The following is a 15,259-nucleotide window of genomic DNA, read 5'->3' as shown; positions in this document are numbered from 1 at the left end:
CCGGATTTTAAACAGCATACAAACTAAAAACATAAAGGAGGGTATTGTGGAAGAAAACGAGATAAACGAAACAACACCCGGACAGGAAACAGAAAACACAGCGGGAGCACAGCCGGAAACAAACCCCTATGCCAACGGATACTATAACCCCTATATGTATCCCCCGCAGGGATTTCAGCCCATGTACGGCTATGCACCCTACCCGCCCCAGATGCCTCCGTACCCGCCATACGGCTATCCGCCGTATCCGCCTCAGTACGGATATCAGCCCTATCCCCCGCAGTTTCATCATCATCAGCAGCAGCCGCCGCACCATGACGAATGCCACGGACAGGGGCAGGAAGACCCCATGAACGGGCTTTTCGGCATGTTCGGGCAGATGATCGAGAACAACCCCCAGCTTTCGGAGGTGAGCAGGATGGTGAATGCCACAGGAAGCGACTTTATGAAGGGGCTTGTGGTGGGCGCAGGAGTGGCAATGCTTTTAAGCAGTGAATCTATCCGTTCGGCACTGACAGATATTCTGGGCAAGGCGACGGGAATGTTTACCGAAGAGACGGAGGAAGAGATATGAGCAGGCATGTTCTGGTGAAAACAGCGGCCGCAGGCGCAGTTGCGGGAGCGGTCATAGGCGGCGCAGTCTCTGCCGCAAAACAGTACAGAGACTTTAAAGACGGAAAAGTGACGAAAGAAAAAGCGGCTGAAAACACAGTGAAGGAAGCGGCAGGAACAGGACTTGCCACGGCAGCGGGAGCGGCTGTGGCCGGAACACTCGGTCTGGGACTTTTCGCCTCTCTGGCGGCTTTCACAGTGGTTTCCGCAGGAATGAAATATCTTTGGGATTCAAAAGTAAGCGAATGCACAAAAGAAGAATGTACAACTGAACAAGGAGATCTATCATGAGCACACAACAGCCTTTCGACCCCGCACAGCAGCAGTATTACGCACCCCAGCAGCCTCAGCAGGGCTACTATCAGCAGCCTTATGCACCCCAGCACTCAGCCGCAAGCCACGTTAAAGAGTGGTTCAACTTCCGTGAGCCTTCATACGTTAAAGGCTTTGTCATCGGCGCAGGCGTCGCACTCATCCTCACCAACCCCGCAGTGAAAAAAGCACTGGTCAAGGGTGTGGTTAAGCTCTGGGGTGGACTTCAGGGCGGAGTGGAGGAGCTGAAAGAGCAGATCCGTGACGTTCAGGCGGAAATGGGCGGCGAATAACATGCCCGAAGAGAAAAAACTGTCACCCTTGCAGATAAAGCGCAGATACACCAAATATGCCATGGCGGCTTCACTGGGTATTCTGGTGGTGTCGGGGTTTCAGAAGGGAAAGACGGCCAGAACAGTACACACGGCGGCGGGTTTCGCCCTGATCGGTCTGGCGGCTTACCATACGGCACTTTATAAAAAAAGAAGCTGAGAATGACAAGATTTAAAACCTATTCAACGGGACTTGAAAAAGTCGGCATAGCCCACAAAACCGATGGAAGGATACGTCTTAAGGCGGGGGTGCTCGGCAACCCCGCCCTGGACTGTACCCTGCTGGAATCCACACTGGAATGCATCAGCGGGGTGATATCCGTTCGGGTCAACCAACGGGCGAACACCCTCGTGGTCTGCCACGACAGGGACAAAGACATCACCGAGGTTCTGCTGAAAACCCTTCAGACCTTCTCCCATGCGGTTTTTCAGGCGGAGGAGGAGATTCAGGACTCACCCGACCTTATAAACGTTTACTGGGCGGGTTCCATGTGGCTGTCGAAGATGTTTCTGCCTCAGTGGTTCCGCACTCCGCTCACATTTGCCGGAGCGGCTCCCGTCCTTATGAAAGGTATAGACACTCTGGTGAACGAAGGCCTCAAGGTAGAGGTTCTGGATGCCACCGTCATATCCATGCTTCTTCTTCGAAAGGATTATTTCACTGCGGGTTCAATAACTTTCCTGCTTAATCTGGGGCATTATCTTGAAGCGTCCACCCAGTACAAATCCGACAGGATGCTCAAAAGCCTTATAAAGCCCGAGGTGGAATACGTCTGGATTCTGGACGGCAAAACAGAGAAAAAGGTCGCCATGGGCGAAGTTCTGGTGGGCAGCCTGGTGATTGTCGGCGCAGGGGAGATGATCCCTGTTGACGGAATTGTCAGAGGCGGCGAAGGCCTTATCAATCAGGCATCCGTTACCGGAGAGAGCCTGCCCGTTACCGCAGGTCCCGACAGCGAAGTTTTCGCAGGAACTGTGGTCGCCGAAGGCAGACTGGTCATAGAAGCCCGAAAGGTGGGCGCAGAGACCACCACCGCCAGAATTGCAAAATTCATCAACAACTCACTTAAGAATAAATCCAACACCGAGGTTCGGGCCTTCAAAATAGCAGACCGCATGGTTCCCGTCACATTCGGAATAGGCCTTGCTACACTGCTTCTCACCCGTGATTTCCGCAGGGCATCCTCGGTTCTGTCAGTGGACTACTCATGCGCCCTGAAACTGGTGACACCAACAGCAATCAAATCCAGCATGTACTGCGCCGCATCCGAGGGCATCTTCATAAAGGGTGCGCAGTCATTGGAAAACATGGCGGAGATAGACACCATCATTTTCGATAAAACCGGAACTCTGACAAAAGGCTCCCTTGAGGTTTCAGATATTATCAGCTTTTCGGACATGGACGAACGGGAGATTCTCAGAACCGCCGCCAGTGCCGAAGAGCATTACAGCCACCCCATAGCCTCCGCAGTGGTCAAAGAGGCGGAGCGGAGGAACATACCGCTGGAAGAGACAGGGGAGGTGGACTTCATCATCGCACACGGGGTTTCGGCCTACGTCGGCAAAAGGCACATTCTGGCGGGCAGCCGCCATTTCATACATGACGACGAGAACATCGACTGCTGCGCCGCAGACGAAACGGCGGATGCACTGCGCAAAACCGGCAGAAGCATTCTTTATGTGGCATGTGACGGGGTTCTGGCGGGTATAATAGCCCTGAAGGACGTTCCCCGAGCAGAATCCGCAGAGGTCATAAAAGAACTGAAAAAGAGAGGGGTCAGCAGGGTCGTTATGCTGACGGGCGACCACAGGGACACCGCCATGCACGTTGCGGGAGAACTGGGAATAAAAGAGGTCTACTACGAAATGAAACCCGAGGACAAGCTGAGCGTTGTTAACAGGCTCAAGTCCGAAGGGCACAAAATTGCCTTTGTGGGCGACGGAGTGAACGATGCTCCGGCTTTGCTTTCGGCACACGTCGGCATAAGCATGCCCGAAGGGGCTGACCTTGCGAGAGAGACTTCGGACGTTATCCTTCTGCGCAACGACCTGAGGGGCATAGTCACCGCACGCATCACGGCGGCAAAAACAATGAAGGTTATCAAACGGGTTTCCGTTGCAAATATAGGTATAAACACAATGACGGTTCTGCTGTCTGTCATGGGACGCATCAGCCCCCTCCAGTCGGCTGTTCTGCACAACGGAACCACACTCGGCACTCTGCTTTATGCTCTGAGCCTGTCCCAGAGCGGGAGACAAAAATGAAACTTTCCGAAGCAAAAAGCGGCGGATTTTACAGGATAACATCGGTCAAAGAACCTGAACTTGCCAGAAAGCTGGGCGCATACGGTATTTTTGCCGGAAGTCTGGTTTCCAAGGTTGGCAGAGGCGAGATAGAGCTTGCCACACTGAAACTGGCTATTGGTGAAACCACCATTGCTCTCAGCGGCTCAATGGCGAGGCATCTTTTTTACAGTTCGCCCTCCGGCGAGAAGAGGAGCATCTACGAACAGGAGCTGAACACGGAGTTCACCGTTGTTGTTCCCCGAAACTACTCAAAAGATATGACGAAACTTGGCATAAAGAACGGAGACTCTGTTCAGGTCATAAAAAAACTTCCGCATATGGAATACATCACACTGGTGGGTCACAAGACAAGATGCAGACTGTCCGAAGCTCATGCGGCATGCATTCTGGGAGAAAACCGCCAGTTCTCGTTCGCATCAAAGAACAGGGATTTCACCGTTAAAGAACTGATAAGTCAGGATACATACAGCGAAGTAATGGCTGTTAACGGTATATCGAAAGGAACGGTTCTGAACCTCGAAGGAATCGAAACAGGAAAATCAGTCCATCTGGACGACTATCCGGACATGGTGATATGCACCGCAGAGGGTCTACGGGTGTTCATCTCCGCAGCAACGGCAGAAAAAATATCCGCAGAATAGATTTTTCCTCTTGATATCACAAGCGGATAATGATATTCATTTTCAACAATGTCCCTGCGGCATGTTTTAACGGGGTGCCCGAGCGGGCTTTCGGTACATAATTCCACGATTGTCAACCCAACGCTAACTGGACGAAATCTCCGATTTCAGACCATCGCAGAGCGCCTAAAGCCCGTACCCCGGCCAGACAAATTATAGTAATTTCGAAATATATCTCAAGATTTAACCTCACATATCCTCTGATACTTGCAAATCGTTTACACACGGCCGATATTAGTTAAATCAATCTAACGGAGGGAAAACCATGAAAGACAGCATTAAAGCCGAACTTGAGCACGAGATAGAGTTCACCGTCAATGAAAACAAGACCGTACCTAAGTTATACCCGGAATCGGAGCTTTTCAGGACTATGCCGGAGGTCTTTGCCACAGGCTTTATGGTGGGTTTCATGGAGTGGGCATGCATGGACGCTCTTGCACCCCATCTGGATGAAGGCGAGCACAGCGTGGGCGTGCATGTCAATGTTTCCCACTGCGCCGCAACCCCAGTGGGGATGAAGGTGCGGGCAAAAGTCCGCTGTACGGCTGTGGATGGCCAGAAGACATCATGGTATGTGGAAGCATACGACGAAAAAGAGCTTATCGGCAAGGGAAGCCACGACAGGTTCACCATAAACGTTGAGCGTTTTAACCAGAGAGTGGCAAAAAAGGCTCAGTCACCGTCGTAGTCAGGCTTACGCCGACGAATAAAGACATAGCACCATTTTATCTGTTGACCTGTTTATATTTTAATACTATCTTAATCGCAGATAACATCTATCTGCGATATCTTTTAAGGAGAAAAATATGTTCAGCGAGACATTTCTGGAAGTAGTTAAAAACGAAGGCGTGGTATCAATCGTTACATGGGGCAGCGGCGAACCCCACATTGTAAACACATGGAACTCATATCTGACCATAACCGATGACAGCCGCATTCTTATCCCCGCCGCAGGCATGACCAGCACAGAGGCCGACCTTGCGGTGAACAGCAGAGTAAAAGTTACCCTCGGCAGCAAGAACGTTCAGGGGCTTTTTGCAATGGGCACAGGATTCAGACTTGAAGGCACGGCCAGACTGTTCGCCGAAGGTGCTGAATATGAGATGATGAAAGAAAAATATCCTTTCCTTACGAGGGTTCTTGAAATTAAACCTGAACTTGTGAAACAGACGGTATAGTTTTTAAATGAAACATAAAATGCTGCTTAGAACCGAAGAGTTCTAGGCAGCATTATTTTTTAAAGAATTCTTCGGCATCCTTCAACTGCTTCGGATCAACCTTCTTCCTGACCTCGCCCATCAGCCAGCCGATGGTTTTGCTCCGCAGATAATCCCGCATTCTGTCCTCCGCCTCCAGCATAACGACTTTTATGAGGCAGGGTTCCTTGCAGTAGGCATCCGGCAGGTTATTCTTATCAACTATTATATTGTTCTGGCGCACCTCTGCGCACTGGAACAGGGGCGAACTGCCCTCTATTGCCTGAACAACATCCCAGAAGGTTATCTCGTCCGCCGGACGGGTCAGCTCATAGCCGCCGTTTACGCCGGACACAGACCGAACCACCCCCGCCTTACGGAGTTTTGTGAGCATTTTCGAAAGATAGGTTTCGGAAATCCCCTGAAACGCAGCAAGTTCTTTAACGCCCACAGGCCTCTCCTGCCCTATGTAGCAGAGGCAGTGGAGCGCATATTCGACACCGACAGAAAACTGCATGAAAGCTCTCAGTCGGCCCTAAGCCAAACCTGAGTGCGGAAGAAGGGGCCTATGTAGCCTCTGAGTTCCAGTTTTTTTCCGCCCTCAATGACCTTTATTGTAGCTTTATATATTTTTCCGCTTTTAGGGTCGAGGATGGTTCCCCCTTCCCATTTCTCGCCGTCCTGTTTCAGTCCCCGGATAATGTTCAGTCCGACAACGGGTTTGCCCTTTCTGTCGTCCGTACATTCGTCACAGACCATATCCTTTTTGGCATTAGGATCGAGCAGTTTTTCTATAGCACCGCTGAGAACGCCTCCGTTCTCCGTTATGCGTACCAGAGATTTCTCTTTGCCCGTTTTGTCGTCTATGGTCTTCCAGAGACCGGCGGGAGATGCCGCAAAGGCAAAAACCGATGTAAGTGCAAAAATTAGAACAAGAACAGCTTTCATAGTTAATCCTTTTAAGTAATTTGTTGAAGGATATTAGCCTGCCGGTTTGATTTCGTCAATCTGGCTTTTATCCAGAAACTTCTCGGCATACTTCATATACAGCTTTTCCTGAACAAACACATCAAAGATATCGCCGTCTATATGGCCGTCCTTTTTCATAAACTCCATTATTCTGAGTGATTCCGACAGTGTCTTGGGTTTTTTATACGGTCTGTCAGCCGCCGTCAGAGCCTCGAATATATCGGCTATGGCAATTATTCTGGCGGGGATGGATATCTCACTTTTATATAGTCTGCGGGGATATCCTTTGCCGTCCATGGTCTCGTGGTGGCCGCCAGCATACTCAGGCACATGCTTCATGTTCTCGGGCAGAGGCAGTGCGGAGAGCATTTTTATGGTCATGATGATATGTTCGTTTATCTTATACCTCTCCTCTTCGGTGAGCGTTCCCCTCTTCACTGAAAGGTTGTATACCTCGCCGTAGTTAAAGGCATATCTGGGAACCAGGGTCTGAAATCCGAACTCTCTGTATTCCTGCTCGTCGATGAAATACTCACGCTCGATGAGATGTTCGGGTTTGTCCGCCAGCAGTTTTTCAACGGCCGGAACAGGAACAGGGGGACGGCCGCCGAGCCTCTGATTCTCCGCAATGCTCAATCCCTGTCTGTCGTCAAAATTCCTTATCCACGTCTTTTCAGCAATATTTCGAAGCCGCTCAATGTCCGCATCGTCCATAAACTCGCCGCCGACATTGCATTTGGCTATGAATGCAAAATCGTCCTGAAGCTGTGCCCAGGCTTTTTCAAGCTCTGCTTTCAGTTCTGCCTCTTTTTCCGGATCCTTTTGCAGTTTTTCATAATAATCTATCTGCGCATCCCTGTGCAGAACCTCGAAACGGGTGCGTATCTCGTGGATGCGATTATGGATGGCCTCAAGTTTTGTGGCCTTGTCCACAACGTATTCGGGAGTGGTGACCTTTCCGCAGTCATGCATCCACGCCGCAATGGAAAACTCTCTCCACTGGGCATCGGTCTCCAGACGGAAATCTTTGAACGCCTCATCATCTCTTTTCTGTAAAGTTTCGGCAATCATTATGGCAAGTTCAGGCACACGCAGGCAGTGTCCGGCAGTATATTTGGATTTGGCGTCGATGGCTCCTGCTATGATCTTTATAAATGAGTCCATCAGCTCTTTCAGTTCCGCCTCATAACGGCTTATGGATGCAGACATGTTGACCATGGAATCCGAAAGCCCGTGGAACTCCTCCACAACCGTGTCTATCCTCTTAACTTTGTCGTAGTTCTTTCTGCAAACCTCATCGGTCATACCTTTCAGCTTTTCAATGGGGTTTATGAACAGTCTTTTCAGAACATAAAGAACAGGGAAATATGTTATGCCGATTATAAGCACTGATATCAGAAGGGTTGTCAGCATCGTCTGCCGTATTTCATTCAGTATTACGCTTCGCTTTACGAACGATGCAAGATACCATTTCTGCCCGGTGTATTCCGGAAGTTTCTCAATGAAGTACTCATAAGTATCGTCCGAACCTTTCAGGCTTCCGTTCATTTTTCCTGTTCGGGCATTATCCAGTATGCCTTTATAAGCGGGATTTGTAAGACCTTCCAAGGTCGGAACCGTCTCGCCCCTGAGGTCGAAAGAAGCGGCAATAACGTTTCCGTCCTCCGCAAACATCACCAGATCACCCTTTATAACTCCCGATTTTGATTTAAGCATGGCGGAAAGGGATTCTGTAGAATAGTCGGCGGCCACAGTGCGTATCCTTCTGCCGGAGCTGTCGAAAACCGCTGTTGAAAGGGTTATGCCGGGCTTACCCGTGGATGCGAAAATATATGGCTCCGACCAGCTTATTTCGTGGGCACGGGCATTTTTGTACCAGCTTCTTATTCTGGGGTCATACATTGCAGGAGAAATCTCCTCCCCTACAGTTCCATAGCCCGTATCTTTAAAATAATAGGTGTCCGTAGGTTTCTCAGCCGTTCTGTCGATAACCCTGACGGCCAGTTTCGGACTGCACCTTGCCTGAAGAAAGTTTCCGGTTTCATCCGCCAGAAATATGCTGGAGATATGCTTTCCGGAGTTGAGCTGTTCCCACATGACCCTTAGATACATGTCGGCAGATTCGATTATACTGTTGTCGGAGTTGATATACAGCAGAATGGAAATACTTGTTGATGCTGACTGATGGTTTCAGTAAGGGTGTTGCTGATTGTACGGTTTGCTTCGGATATCTTGTTTTCCGTTATCCTGTAGGCCTGTTTCATGCCTCTTATAAAGAAGTTGCCCATGAGAAAAACAGACAGCAGAAGGGTCAGTGCGGCAAAAAGTGTAAGGATGCTGAAAGTAAAAGTATATTTTTTCATGATTATCGCTCTTGTATATCCATTTTGACTATTTTAACACAAAAGCGAAAATTTATTACTATCAGTTTTGAAAATAAGAAAATGAAAGGGGGAGCTTTCCATACCCCGTACCCCATACAGAGCATGGCAAGCTCCCAGATCCAACGATTACCCAAGAGGTTCCTGTTTGTCAAGCTGCCTTAAAGAGTTCGATATGTTTTTATTTATATAACGCTTCTGAAATACTTTTAATGAACAAATACAGAATGGTCAAGAATTATTTTAATAAAGAAACGGATGAAATAACGCTTTGAAAGCCGGACGGGCAGAGTGAAGCCCCTGCCCGCTGAAATATTAATTAATGGGTGTGAACGCCCGAAATGATCTCTGTCAGTTTTTCCTGAGATATAACTCCGAACTCCTGAACGGCAACCTTGCCGTCGGCATCGAAAATAACATATCCGGGAACCTTCATTCCGTACTGCTCGGCCGACTTCTGGTTTTCGCCGATCTTAAACGCCCCTACGATAACTTTTGTGGGTGCTTTCTCGTTGAACTGCGCAGCGGCGGTTTCGGCTATCTTAACCTGCATGTCGTCAGTCACAAACTGCACTATCGGAACCATGCCTGATTTCTTCTCTTTCGAGATGAACTGGTTTACGGGCATTCTGGATTCCACAACATAGGGCCAGGTGCTGATGCCTATGAGAACCAGCACAAAAACAACAAATATTGGAAACAGCTTCTTGTTCATCATAACTCTCCGAATAAATCTGAATCTGTTCAGCCTTTGAGGTTTATCATTATACACACATTCTCTCTGTGTCAAACAAAATGATACGCATCGATCCCCTGCGGCATCAGGAAACTGACAGGGGGAATTTATAAAAAGTTCATGATAACATTAAAATATGCAAAACAGGAATTTCATCGTTGAAGCAAAAACCAAACAGTGCTAGCATTAGCTTCGATTGTGCATATATTGGAGGGCATAAAACAAAGTTACGCTTTGTTTTATGAAATAATGCAGGATTCGGCATATTATTATTTTTTTGCCGCCGCAATTATCTGGTGATAAATGGTTAGTTACCTGCTGACGGACAACCGGATTCAGGAAGCCAGAAATCTTTTAACAGATTCGGGTCTCGATTTTGACCCTGATTTTGATGTGTTCCTGGGGGTGTATGAGCATGACAGTCTCATTGCAACCGGAGCAAGATCCAAAAACATTCTGAAAATGGTCGCCGTTCATCCCGACCACAGGGATACCGGTGTATTCGCAGAGATCATAAACGCACTCATCACAGACGCATTCCGTGCGGGCTACGAGCATACCTTTGTATTCACAAAACCGGTTTACGTTCAGAGCTTCAGATACCTCAACTTCAGCCCTTTGGCACAGACAGATTCGGTCGCCGTTCTGGAATACGGACACAGCATAAAGGATTATCTGAAAAAGTGGAAAAGCGAAGTCAGGCCAGGAAAGAACAGCGGGCTGGTGATGAACTGCAACCCTTTCACAAACGGCCACCGCTACCTTGTGGAAACCGCATCCGCCTGCTCCGACAACGTATATCTGTTCGTTGTGGAGGAGGACTCTTCCCTCATTCCTTTCAGCGCAAGGCTGAATCTGGTGAAAAAAGGGGTGGAGGATCTGGCGAACGTACATGTGATCCCCACAGGACCTTATGCGGTGAGCCGCATAACCTTTCCGTCATACTTTCTGAAAGACAGCGAAAAAGTTACCAGCGAACAGCTTAGACTCGACCTGTCGATCTTCTGCGAACAGATAGCCCCCGTATTCGGCATAACCAGACGCTTTGCCGGACAGGAGCCTGTATGCCGTCTGACTGCCATGTATAACGAGGCCATGCGTGAGATTCTGCCTCAGTACGGAATAGAGTTCACCGAAATAGAGCGCAAGACCGCAGGCGGACACATAATCAGCGCATCCGCTGTTCGCCGCATGCTTCTTGCCGGAGAATATGATAAATTAAGGGAGATGGTTCCCGAAGCGACATATAAATATCTGACCGAGAACACGGGAGTGCTCATCAGTAAGAACGCAACCCCCGTGCTCAGTTCATAGGTGCAAAACATGAAGATAGAAAAGAAGGCACAGGCAGGGACAATGCAGTCCAGCGACCTGATGGTTTTCACAGAACCTGCGGACACACTGGATATCCAGATCGATTCCACCGTGGCAAAGCAGTACGGACACCTGATTCAGGCCAAGGTTGAGGAAGTGCTTAACCGGATGAACGTCACCGCCGGAATAATCCGCATTAAAGACAGAGGCGCACTGGACTATGCCATCGATGCAAGGGTGCAGGCTGCTGTTCTGCGCTCGCAGGAGGCATAGGATGCAGGGTTTATGGTATAAAGAGGCAAAAACTGCCCGCAGTTTCATAATCAAGATTCTGCCCGGCGAACTCATCGCCGACAAACTGGTTGAAGCTGTTAAAGAGCTGGACGTTCAGTACAGCGTGATAGTATCCGCTGTCGGCTCAGTAACCGATGTCAAGTTCAGAGGCATCAAAACCGGAGCGACACTGCCCATAACAGTGCCCAGAATGACCGTTCACCAGATAGCCTATCCCATGGAGCTTCTGGGGCTGAACGGAAACATCTTTCCCGATGAGAACGGCGAGCCCGACTGCCACCTCCACATCCAGATGTCAAAATCATCCGGCGAGGTTCTGGGCGGTCACCTTTTCAACGCCAGAGTGTTCGCATCCTGCGAAATAATGATAACCGAGCTTTCTGCGGACGGCATCGAACGCCACGTTTCAAAATCCGCCGGAACTCCCACCATCTTCATAGAGGACTGACATGGAAGAAACACTGTCGATAAGACGCTCTCTGCTGTATGTGCCGGGCAACATGCCCTCCATGCTCCAGAACATTCCCATATTCAACTGCGATGCGGTTTTCATCGACCTTGAAGACGCAGTGCCGCTGAACGAAAAGGATGCGGCGAGAATACTGGTTAAATCCTTCATAGAATCATACAAAGACCGGAACAAAGAGGTCTTTTTCCGCATAAACCCGCTGGACACCGAATGGGGCTATGACGACCTGCTGACGGTTCTCCCCGCTCTTCCCGACGGAGTTCGTCTGCCCAAGGCCGACACTCCGGAGATTGTTGAGAGGCTCGACACCTTTCTGACAGAGTGCGAGGAAAATCTGGGGCTTGAGATAGGCCGATTCAAGATAATCCCTTCAATAGAAAGTGCTCAGGGCGTCATCAACTGTATTAAAACCGCCAGATGCTCATCAAGGGTAATTGCCCTTGCGTTCGGCGCAGAGGACTACACCACCAGCATGGGCATTGAACGTACCAAAACAGGCGAAGAGCTGTTTCAGGCACGAAACCGTGTGGCATGGGCGGCAAAAGCCGCAGGCATTCAGGCAATTGACACGATATTCGCCGACGTTTCCGACGAAGAGAACTTCACCCGTGAGGTCAAGCTGATAAAAGGTCTGGGCTTCACCGGAAAATCACTGGTAAACCCCAGACAGATAGACATTGTTCACAAGGTCTTCGCACCCAGCAAAGATGAGATAGACAGTGCGCTGGAAATCATCGAAGCCATAAAACAGGCACGTGAGATGGGAACAGGCGTTATCTCACTGCGTGGCAAAATGATAGATGCTCCCATTGTTAAGCGTGCCGCAAGGGTGATACGCACAGCGGCGGCTCTGGGCATGGTGGATATAGAGATAAGCGACGAGGTGATACATGGTGCAAAATAGTCTGGGACGCTTCATCCCCGAAGTTTACAACGGCAAAAAGCGGATACCCTACACCTCTCCGAACGCCATCACTCCGGCAGGCAGAGAATACGCACGCCCCATCAAGACATTCCGCCCAGGCGACAAAAAGCTCGTGGGTTCACTGCGTGAGGCAATCATAGCCTCCGGACTCAAAGACGGAATGACGATATCCACCCACCACCACCTGCGCAACGGCGACCTTCTGCTGAACGCAGTGGTAAAGATTCTGGATGAACTAGGCATCGGCAACATAACCATTGCCTCAAGCTCAATACATCCCGTTCATGCGGAGATAATCCCCTACATCAGGAAAGGGGTCATAACCAGCCTTGAGTGCGGCGTTAACGGACTCATAGGCGAACTGGCGACAAAAGGCGAACTGGACATCCCCATAATTGTGCGAAGCCACGGCGGACGTGCCCGCTCAATGATGACAGGGGAGGTAAAGGTCGACGTTGCATTCATAGCAGCCCCCTGCTGCGACGAATACGGCAATATGAACGGCTACTACGGCAAATCCGCATGCGGAAGCCTCGGCTATTCCCATGTGGACGCACGCTATGCCGACAAGGTTATAGCCGTAACCGACAACCTCGTTCAGCACCCTGTAAGCCCCATTGCAATCTCCCAGACCTGTGTGGACTACGTTGTTGCCGTGGAATCCCTCGGAGACCCGACAAAGATAGTCTCCACCACAACAAAAGTGACCAAAGACCCCATAGGGCTTATGATAGCAAGGAACACTGCGGAGGTAATTGAAGCCTCCGGACTGCTCAAAGACGGATTCTCTTTCCAGACAGGCGCAGGGGGAACATCCCTTGCCGTGGCCGAAAACGTCCGTAAAAAGATGCTCGAAAAGAAAATAAAAGGTTCGTTCGGTTCAGGCGGCATCACGGGATATTTCGTCGATATGCTGAATGAAGGGCTTTTTCAGACACTGATGGACGTTCAGTGCTTCGACCTGAACGCCGTCAAATCAATCGGCGAGAGCATGAACCATCAGGAGATAAGCGCAGACCTGTACGCCAACCCCTTCAACATGGGCGCAATAGTGAACATGCTCGACGTTGTTATCCTTGGAGCCACTGAGATAGACGTTAACTTCAACGTAAACGTCAACACCGAATCCAACGGTTATCTCCTCCACAACACAGGCGGACACACAGACACGGCCGCAGGAGCAAAACTTGCGATCATCGTTGCACCATCCATAAGGGGTCGCCTGCCCATCATCATGGACAACGTGATAACAGTCACCACCCCTGGCGAAAATATAGACATAATCGTCACCGAAAGGGGCATTGCCGTCAACGACAAGCATCCGGAGCTTAAAAAGGAGCTTCTGAAGGCAAAACTCCCCGTTAAGGACATTCATGACATCAAAAAGGAGATAACCGATATCACAGGCGTACCCCGCCCCGTTCAGTTCACTGACGAGATAGCGGCTCTCATAGAATACAGAGACGGAAGCATCATAGATGCGGTCAGAAGAGTTAAGGAATAGCATACTGAATGCCCGTGAGCAGCGATGGGAGACCCTGTCCCGTCTTACGGGCTCATATCGGGACGGGTGCGTCATAACCATCGTCTGCAATGCGGCGGGCGAAGAGAAGGACACTCCCGCCATGCGCAGGCTCATAGCTTGTGCCGAAGAATGCATGGCAAAAGATGCTGATGCTCTGACCATAGGCGCATACGGCGATGCGGCGGGCTATATCGTTTTCATGCATTCACCGCTGGACGCAAAGAGTGCAAAATCAGCCGCCGTGGCTCTCGAAACCAAACACGAACGGAACAGACTGCTGGACATAGACATTTACAATACCGACGGACAGGCCGCCGACAGAGCATCAATGGGCATACCGCCCCGCAGATGCCTGCTCTGCAACGAACCTGCCGCCGACTGCATAAGGACGCAAAGACATGCATACCCTGACATCATTGCAGAAACGCACCGCCTTCTCACGGGATTTCAGGAATCTTGCTGAATCTCTGACAATGGGAGCCCTGAGGGAACTGGAGCTGACGCCGAAGCCCGGTCTGGTTGACAGGCTTGACAACGGTTCCCATCCCGATCTGTCATACGAGCTGATGGAGCTTTCCGTAATGCTTCTGCCAAGATATTACGAGGAGCTGGCTCTCTGTCTGTATGACGGCGGAAGCATAAGCGAACTTCGTGCCGTTGGCATGGCCGCCGAAAAGCGGATGATGCAGAAATGCCAGAGCAACACCCACAAGGGTTTTATATTCTTAAGCGGACTGGTTCTGCTGTCCCATATAGTCTTTGAGGATATTCGGACAGGTATCTCCGAGCTTTCTGAGGAATTTTTCTCAAACCCTCTGCCCGAATCCAACGGTTCTTCTGTCAGACGCAACTTTCACACGGGCGGCATAAAGCTTGAGTGTCTGGAAGGGCTGCCGTCTGTTTTTGAAGCCGGCATCCCCGCACTGAACCGGAGACCCGATAATCCCCACTATGCCCTTGCATGCATAATGGAGCGTGCGGACGATTCCACATCGATACACAGATGCGGCATGGAAGGACTCAAAATCGTACGGAGAGACGGAGCTGAGCTGAAAAAGCTGATAGAAGAGGGCGAACCCGCTGAAAAATGGCTTGCGGCCAGAAACGAATATTACAGATCTATAAACCTTACGATGGGCGGCTGTGCCGATCTTCTGGCACTGAGCTTTGCCCTGAAGGACTTCAATAGATCACAATAAAAAATTGC

20 protein-coding genes are annotated in these 15,259 nt (G+C 50.0%); 15 read left to right on the top strand and 5 right to left on the bottom strand.

The window, feature by feature from the left end; all coding sequences use genetic code 11:
- The first annotated feature begins 46 nt into the window (after positions 1–46).
- The 8 genes from C8D98_RS02100 to C8D98_RS02065 all read left to right on the top strand — a co-directional run bounded on the left by C8D98_RS02100 (position 47) and on the right by C8D98_RS02065 (position 5,421).
- On the top strand, positions 47–574 hold the full coding sequence (locus C8D98_RS02100) for a hypothetical protein (RefSeq protein ID WP_132871599.1): 528 nt from the start codon (positions 47–49) through the stop codon (positions 572–574).
- Entirely contained in the window at positions 571–903 is a 333-nt protein-coding gene (locus C8D98_RS02095) for a magnetosome protein MamC family protein (RefSeq protein WP_132871597.1), read from the top strand. The genes C8D98_RS02100 and C8D98_RS02095 overlap by 4 nt, the downstream gene beginning before the upstream one ends.
- Positions 900–1,217 (top strand): YtxH domain-containing protein, encoded by a 318-nt coding sequence (locus tag C8D98_RS02090; protein ID WP_132871595.1) that lies wholly within the window; start codon positions 900–902, stop codon positions 1,215–1,217. The genes C8D98_RS02095 and C8D98_RS02090 overlap by 4 nt, the downstream gene beginning before the upstream one ends.
- Before the next feature lies 1 nt (position 1,218).
- Positions 1,219–1,416, top strand: a complete 198-nt coding sequence (locus C8D98_RS02085; RefSeq protein ID WP_132871593.1) for a hypothetical protein — start codon at positions 1,219–1,221, stop codon at positions 1,414–1,416.
- 2 nt (positions 1,417–1,418) lie between these two features.
- Entirely contained in the window at positions 1,419–3,521 is a 2,103-nt protein-coding gene (locus tag C8D98_RS02080) for a heavy metal translocating P-type ATPase (protein WP_132871591.1), read from the top strand.
- Positions 3,518–4,204 (top strand): FeoA family protein, encoded by a 687-nt coding sequence (locus C8D98_RS02075; RefSeq protein WP_132871590.1) that lies wholly within the window; start codon positions 3,518–3,520, stop codon positions 4,202–4,204. Before C8D98_RS02080 ends, C8D98_RS02075 begins: the two co-directional genes overlap by 4 nt.
- Positions 4,205–4,508: 304 nt before the next feature.
- Positions 4,509–4,931 carry a thioesterase family protein gene (locus tag C8D98_RS02070; RefSeq protein ID WP_132871588.1) on the top strand — a complete coding sequence of 141 codons (423 nt, stop codon included), beginning with the start codon at positions 4,509–4,511 and terminating at the stop codon, positions 4,929–4,931.
- A 118-nt stretch (positions 4,932–5,049) separates the two neighbouring features.
- Positions 5,050–5,421: a pyridoxamine 5'-phosphate oxidase family protein gene (locus tag C8D98_RS02065; RefSeq protein ID WP_132871586.1), complete on the top strand. Its 372-nt coding sequence runs from the start codon at positions 5,050–5,052 to the stop codon at positions 5,419–5,421.
- 52 nt (positions 5,422–5,473) lie between these two features.
- On the opposite strand, the gene C8D98_RS02060 is transcribed toward C8D98_RS02065, so the two are convergent.
- The 5 genes from C8D98_RS02060 to C8D98_RS02040 all read right to left on the bottom strand — a co-directional run bounded on the left by C8D98_RS02060 (position 5,474) and on the right by C8D98_RS02040 (position 9,504).
- Positions 5,474–5,956 carry an RrF2 family transcriptional regulator gene (locus tag C8D98_RS02060; protein WP_132871584.1) on the bottom strand — a complete coding sequence of 161 codons (483 nt, stop codon included), beginning with the start codon at positions 5,954–5,956 and terminating at the stop codon, positions 5,474–5,476.
- 8 nt (positions 5,957–5,964) lie between these two features.
- Positions 5,965–6,387 (bottom strand): DUF2147 domain-containing protein, encoded by a 423-nt coding sequence (locus C8D98_RS02055; protein ID WP_132871582.1) that lies wholly within the window; start codon positions 6,385–6,387, stop codon positions 5,965–5,967.
- Between the two features lie 33 nt (positions 6,388–6,420).
- Positions 6,421–8,520, bottom strand: a complete 2,100-nt coding sequence (locus C8D98_RS02050) for an HD domain-containing phosphohydrolase (RefSeq protein WP_132871580.1) — start codon at positions 8,518–8,520, stop codon at positions 6,421–6,423.
- A 14-nt stretch (positions 8,521–8,534) separates the two neighbouring features.
- The gene (locus tag C8D98_RS02045) at positions 8,535–8,771 is read right to left on the bottom strand and encodes a hypothetical protein (RefSeq protein WP_132871579.1); all 237 of its coding nucleotides are present in this window, start codon (positions 8,769–8,771) and stop codon (positions 8,535–8,537) included.
- Between the two features lie 337 nt (positions 8,772–9,108).
- Positions 9,109–9,504 (bottom strand): hypothetical protein, encoded by a 396-nt coding sequence (locus tag C8D98_RS02040; RefSeq protein ID WP_132871577.1) that lies wholly within the window; start codon positions 9,502–9,504, stop codon positions 9,109–9,111.
- A 324-nt stretch (positions 9,505–9,828) separates the two neighbouring features.
- Between C8D98_RS02040 and citC the strand changes: the two genes are divergently transcribed.
- Genes citC through C8D98_RS02005 form a run of 7 tightly spaced genes read left to right on the top strand, consistent with a single transcriptional unit; the run spans position 9,829 to position 15,251 of the window.
- Positions 9,829–10,839, top strand: a complete 1,011-nt coding sequence (gene citC / locus C8D98_RS02035; protein ID WP_132871575.1) for a [citrate (pro-3S)-lyase] ligase — start codon at positions 9,829–9,831, stop codon at positions 10,837–10,839.
- Between the two features lie 9 nt (positions 10,840–10,848).
- Positions 10,849–11,112, top strand: coding sequence for a citrate lyase acyl carrier protein (citD, locus tag C8D98_RS02030; RefSeq protein WP_132871573.1), 264 nt, complete (start codon positions 10,849–10,851; stop codon positions 11,110–11,112).
- A gap of 1 nt (position 11,113) precedes the next feature.
- Complete coding sequence (locus C8D98_RS02025) at positions 11,114–11,581, top strand: PPC domain-containing DNA-binding protein (protein WP_132871571.1); 468 nt, start codon at positions 11,114–11,116, stop codon at positions 11,579–11,581.
- Between the two features lies 1 nt (position 11,582).
- A complete protein-coding gene (locus C8D98_RS02020) occupies positions 11,583–12,506 on the top strand; it encodes an HpcH/HpaI aldolase/citrate lyase family protein (RefSeq protein WP_132871570.1) in 924 nt (307 codons plus the stop codon).
- Positions 12,493–14,031, top strand: coding sequence for a citrate lyase subunit alpha (gene citF / locus C8D98_RS02015; RefSeq protein ID WP_132871568.1), 1,539 nt, complete (start codon positions 12,493–12,495; stop codon positions 14,029–14,031). Before C8D98_RS02020 ends, citF begins: the two co-directional genes overlap by 14 nt.
- Complete coding sequence (locus C8D98_RS02010; protein WP_132871566.1) at positions 14,006–14,515, top strand: citrate lyase holo-[acyl-carrier protein] synthase; 510 nt, start codon at positions 14,006–14,008, stop codon at positions 14,513–14,515. Before citF ends, C8D98_RS02010 begins: the two co-directional genes overlap by 26 nt.
- Positions 14,451–15,251 (top strand): triphosphoribosyl-dephospho-CoA synthase, encoded by an 801-nt coding sequence (locus C8D98_RS02005; protein ID WP_132871564.1) that lies wholly within the window; start codon positions 14,451–14,453, stop codon positions 15,249–15,251. The genes C8D98_RS02010 and C8D98_RS02005 overlap by 65 nt, the downstream gene beginning before the upstream one ends.
- The last annotated feature ends 8 nt before the right edge of the window (positions 15,252–15,259 follow it).

This window comes from Seleniivibrio woodruffii (assembly GCF_004339245.1).
GTDB classification, from domain to species: Bacteria; Chrysiogenota; Deferribacteres; order Deferribacterales; family Geovibrionaceae; genus Seleniivibrio; species Seleniivibrio woodruffii.
The sequence above is the reverse complement of the archived record's forward strand: the minus strand, read 5'-3'. Positions and strand labels throughout refer to the sequence as shown.

Coding starts and splice junctions, on each gene's coding strand:
- C8D98_RS02095 (WP_132871597.1), top strand. CDS start 571: ATGAGCAGGCATGTTCTGGTGAAAACAGCGGCCGCAGGCGCAGTTGCG.
- C8D98_RS02090 (WP_132871595.1), top strand. CDS start 900: ATGAGCACACAACAGCCTTTCGACCCCGCACAGCAGCAGTATTACGCA.
- C8D98_RS02085 (WP_132871593.1), top strand. CDS start 1,219: ATGCCCGAAGAGAAAAAACTGTCACCCTTGCAGATAAAGCGCAGATAC.
- C8D98_RS02080 (WP_132871591.1), top strand. CDS start 1,419: ATGACAAGATTTAAAACCTATTCAACGGGACTTGAAAAAGTCGGCATA.
- C8D98_RS02075 (WP_132871590.1), top strand. CDS start 3,518: ATGAAACTTTCCGAAGCAAAAAGCGGCGGATTTTACAGGATAACATCG.
- C8D98_RS02070 (WP_132871588.1), top strand. CDS start 4,509: ATGAAAGACAGCATTAAAGCCGAACTTGAGCACGAGATAGAGTTCACC.
- C8D98_RS02065 (WP_132871586.1), top strand. CDS start 5,050: ATGTTCAGCGAGACATTTCTGGAAGTAGTTAAAAACGAAGGCGTGGTA.
- C8D98_RS02060 (WP_132871584.1), bottom strand. CDS start 5,956: ATGCAGTTTTCTGTCGGTGTCGAATATGCGCTCCACTGCCTCTGCTAC.
- C8D98_RS02055 (WP_132871582.1), bottom strand. CDS start 6,387: ATGAAAGCTGTTCTTGTTCTAATTTTTGCACTTACATCGGTTTTTGCC.
- C8D98_RS02050 (WP_132871580.1), bottom strand. CDS start 8,520: ATGTATCTAAGGGTCATGTGGGAACAGCTCAACTCCGGAAAGCATATC.
- C8D98_RS02045 (WP_132871579.1), bottom strand. CDS start 8,771: ATGAAAAAATATACTTTTACTTTCAGCATCCTTACACTTTTTGCCGCA.
- C8D98_RS02040 (WP_132871577.1), bottom strand. CDS start 9,504: ATGAACAAGAAGCTGTTTCCAATATTTGTTGTTTTTGTGCTGGTTCTC.
- citC (WP_132871575.1), top strand. CDS start 9,829: ATGGTTAGTTACCTGCTGACGGACAACCGGATTCAGGAAGCCAGAAAT.
- citD (WP_132871573.1), top strand. CDS start 10,849: ATGAAGATAGAAAAGAAGGCACAGGCAGGGACAATGCAGTCCAGCGAC.
- C8D98_RS02025 (WP_132871571.1), top strand. CDS start 11,114: ATGCAGGGTTTATGGTATAAAGAGGCAAAAACTGCCCGCAGTTTCATA.
- C8D98_RS02020 (WP_132871570.1), top strand. CDS start 11,583: ATGGAAGAAACACTGTCGATAAGACGCTCTCTGCTGTATGTGCCGGGC.
- citF (WP_132871568.1), top strand. CDS start 12,493: ATGGTGCAAAATAGTCTGGGACGCTTCATCCCCGAAGTTTACAACGGC.
- C8D98_RS02010 (WP_132871566.1), top strand. CDS start 14,006: ATGCGGTCAGAAGAGTTAAGGAATAGCATACTGAATGCCCGTGAGCAG.
- C8D98_RS02005 (WP_132871564.1), top strand. CDS start 14,451: ATGCATACCCTGACATCATTGCAGAAACGCACCGCCTTCTCACGGGAT.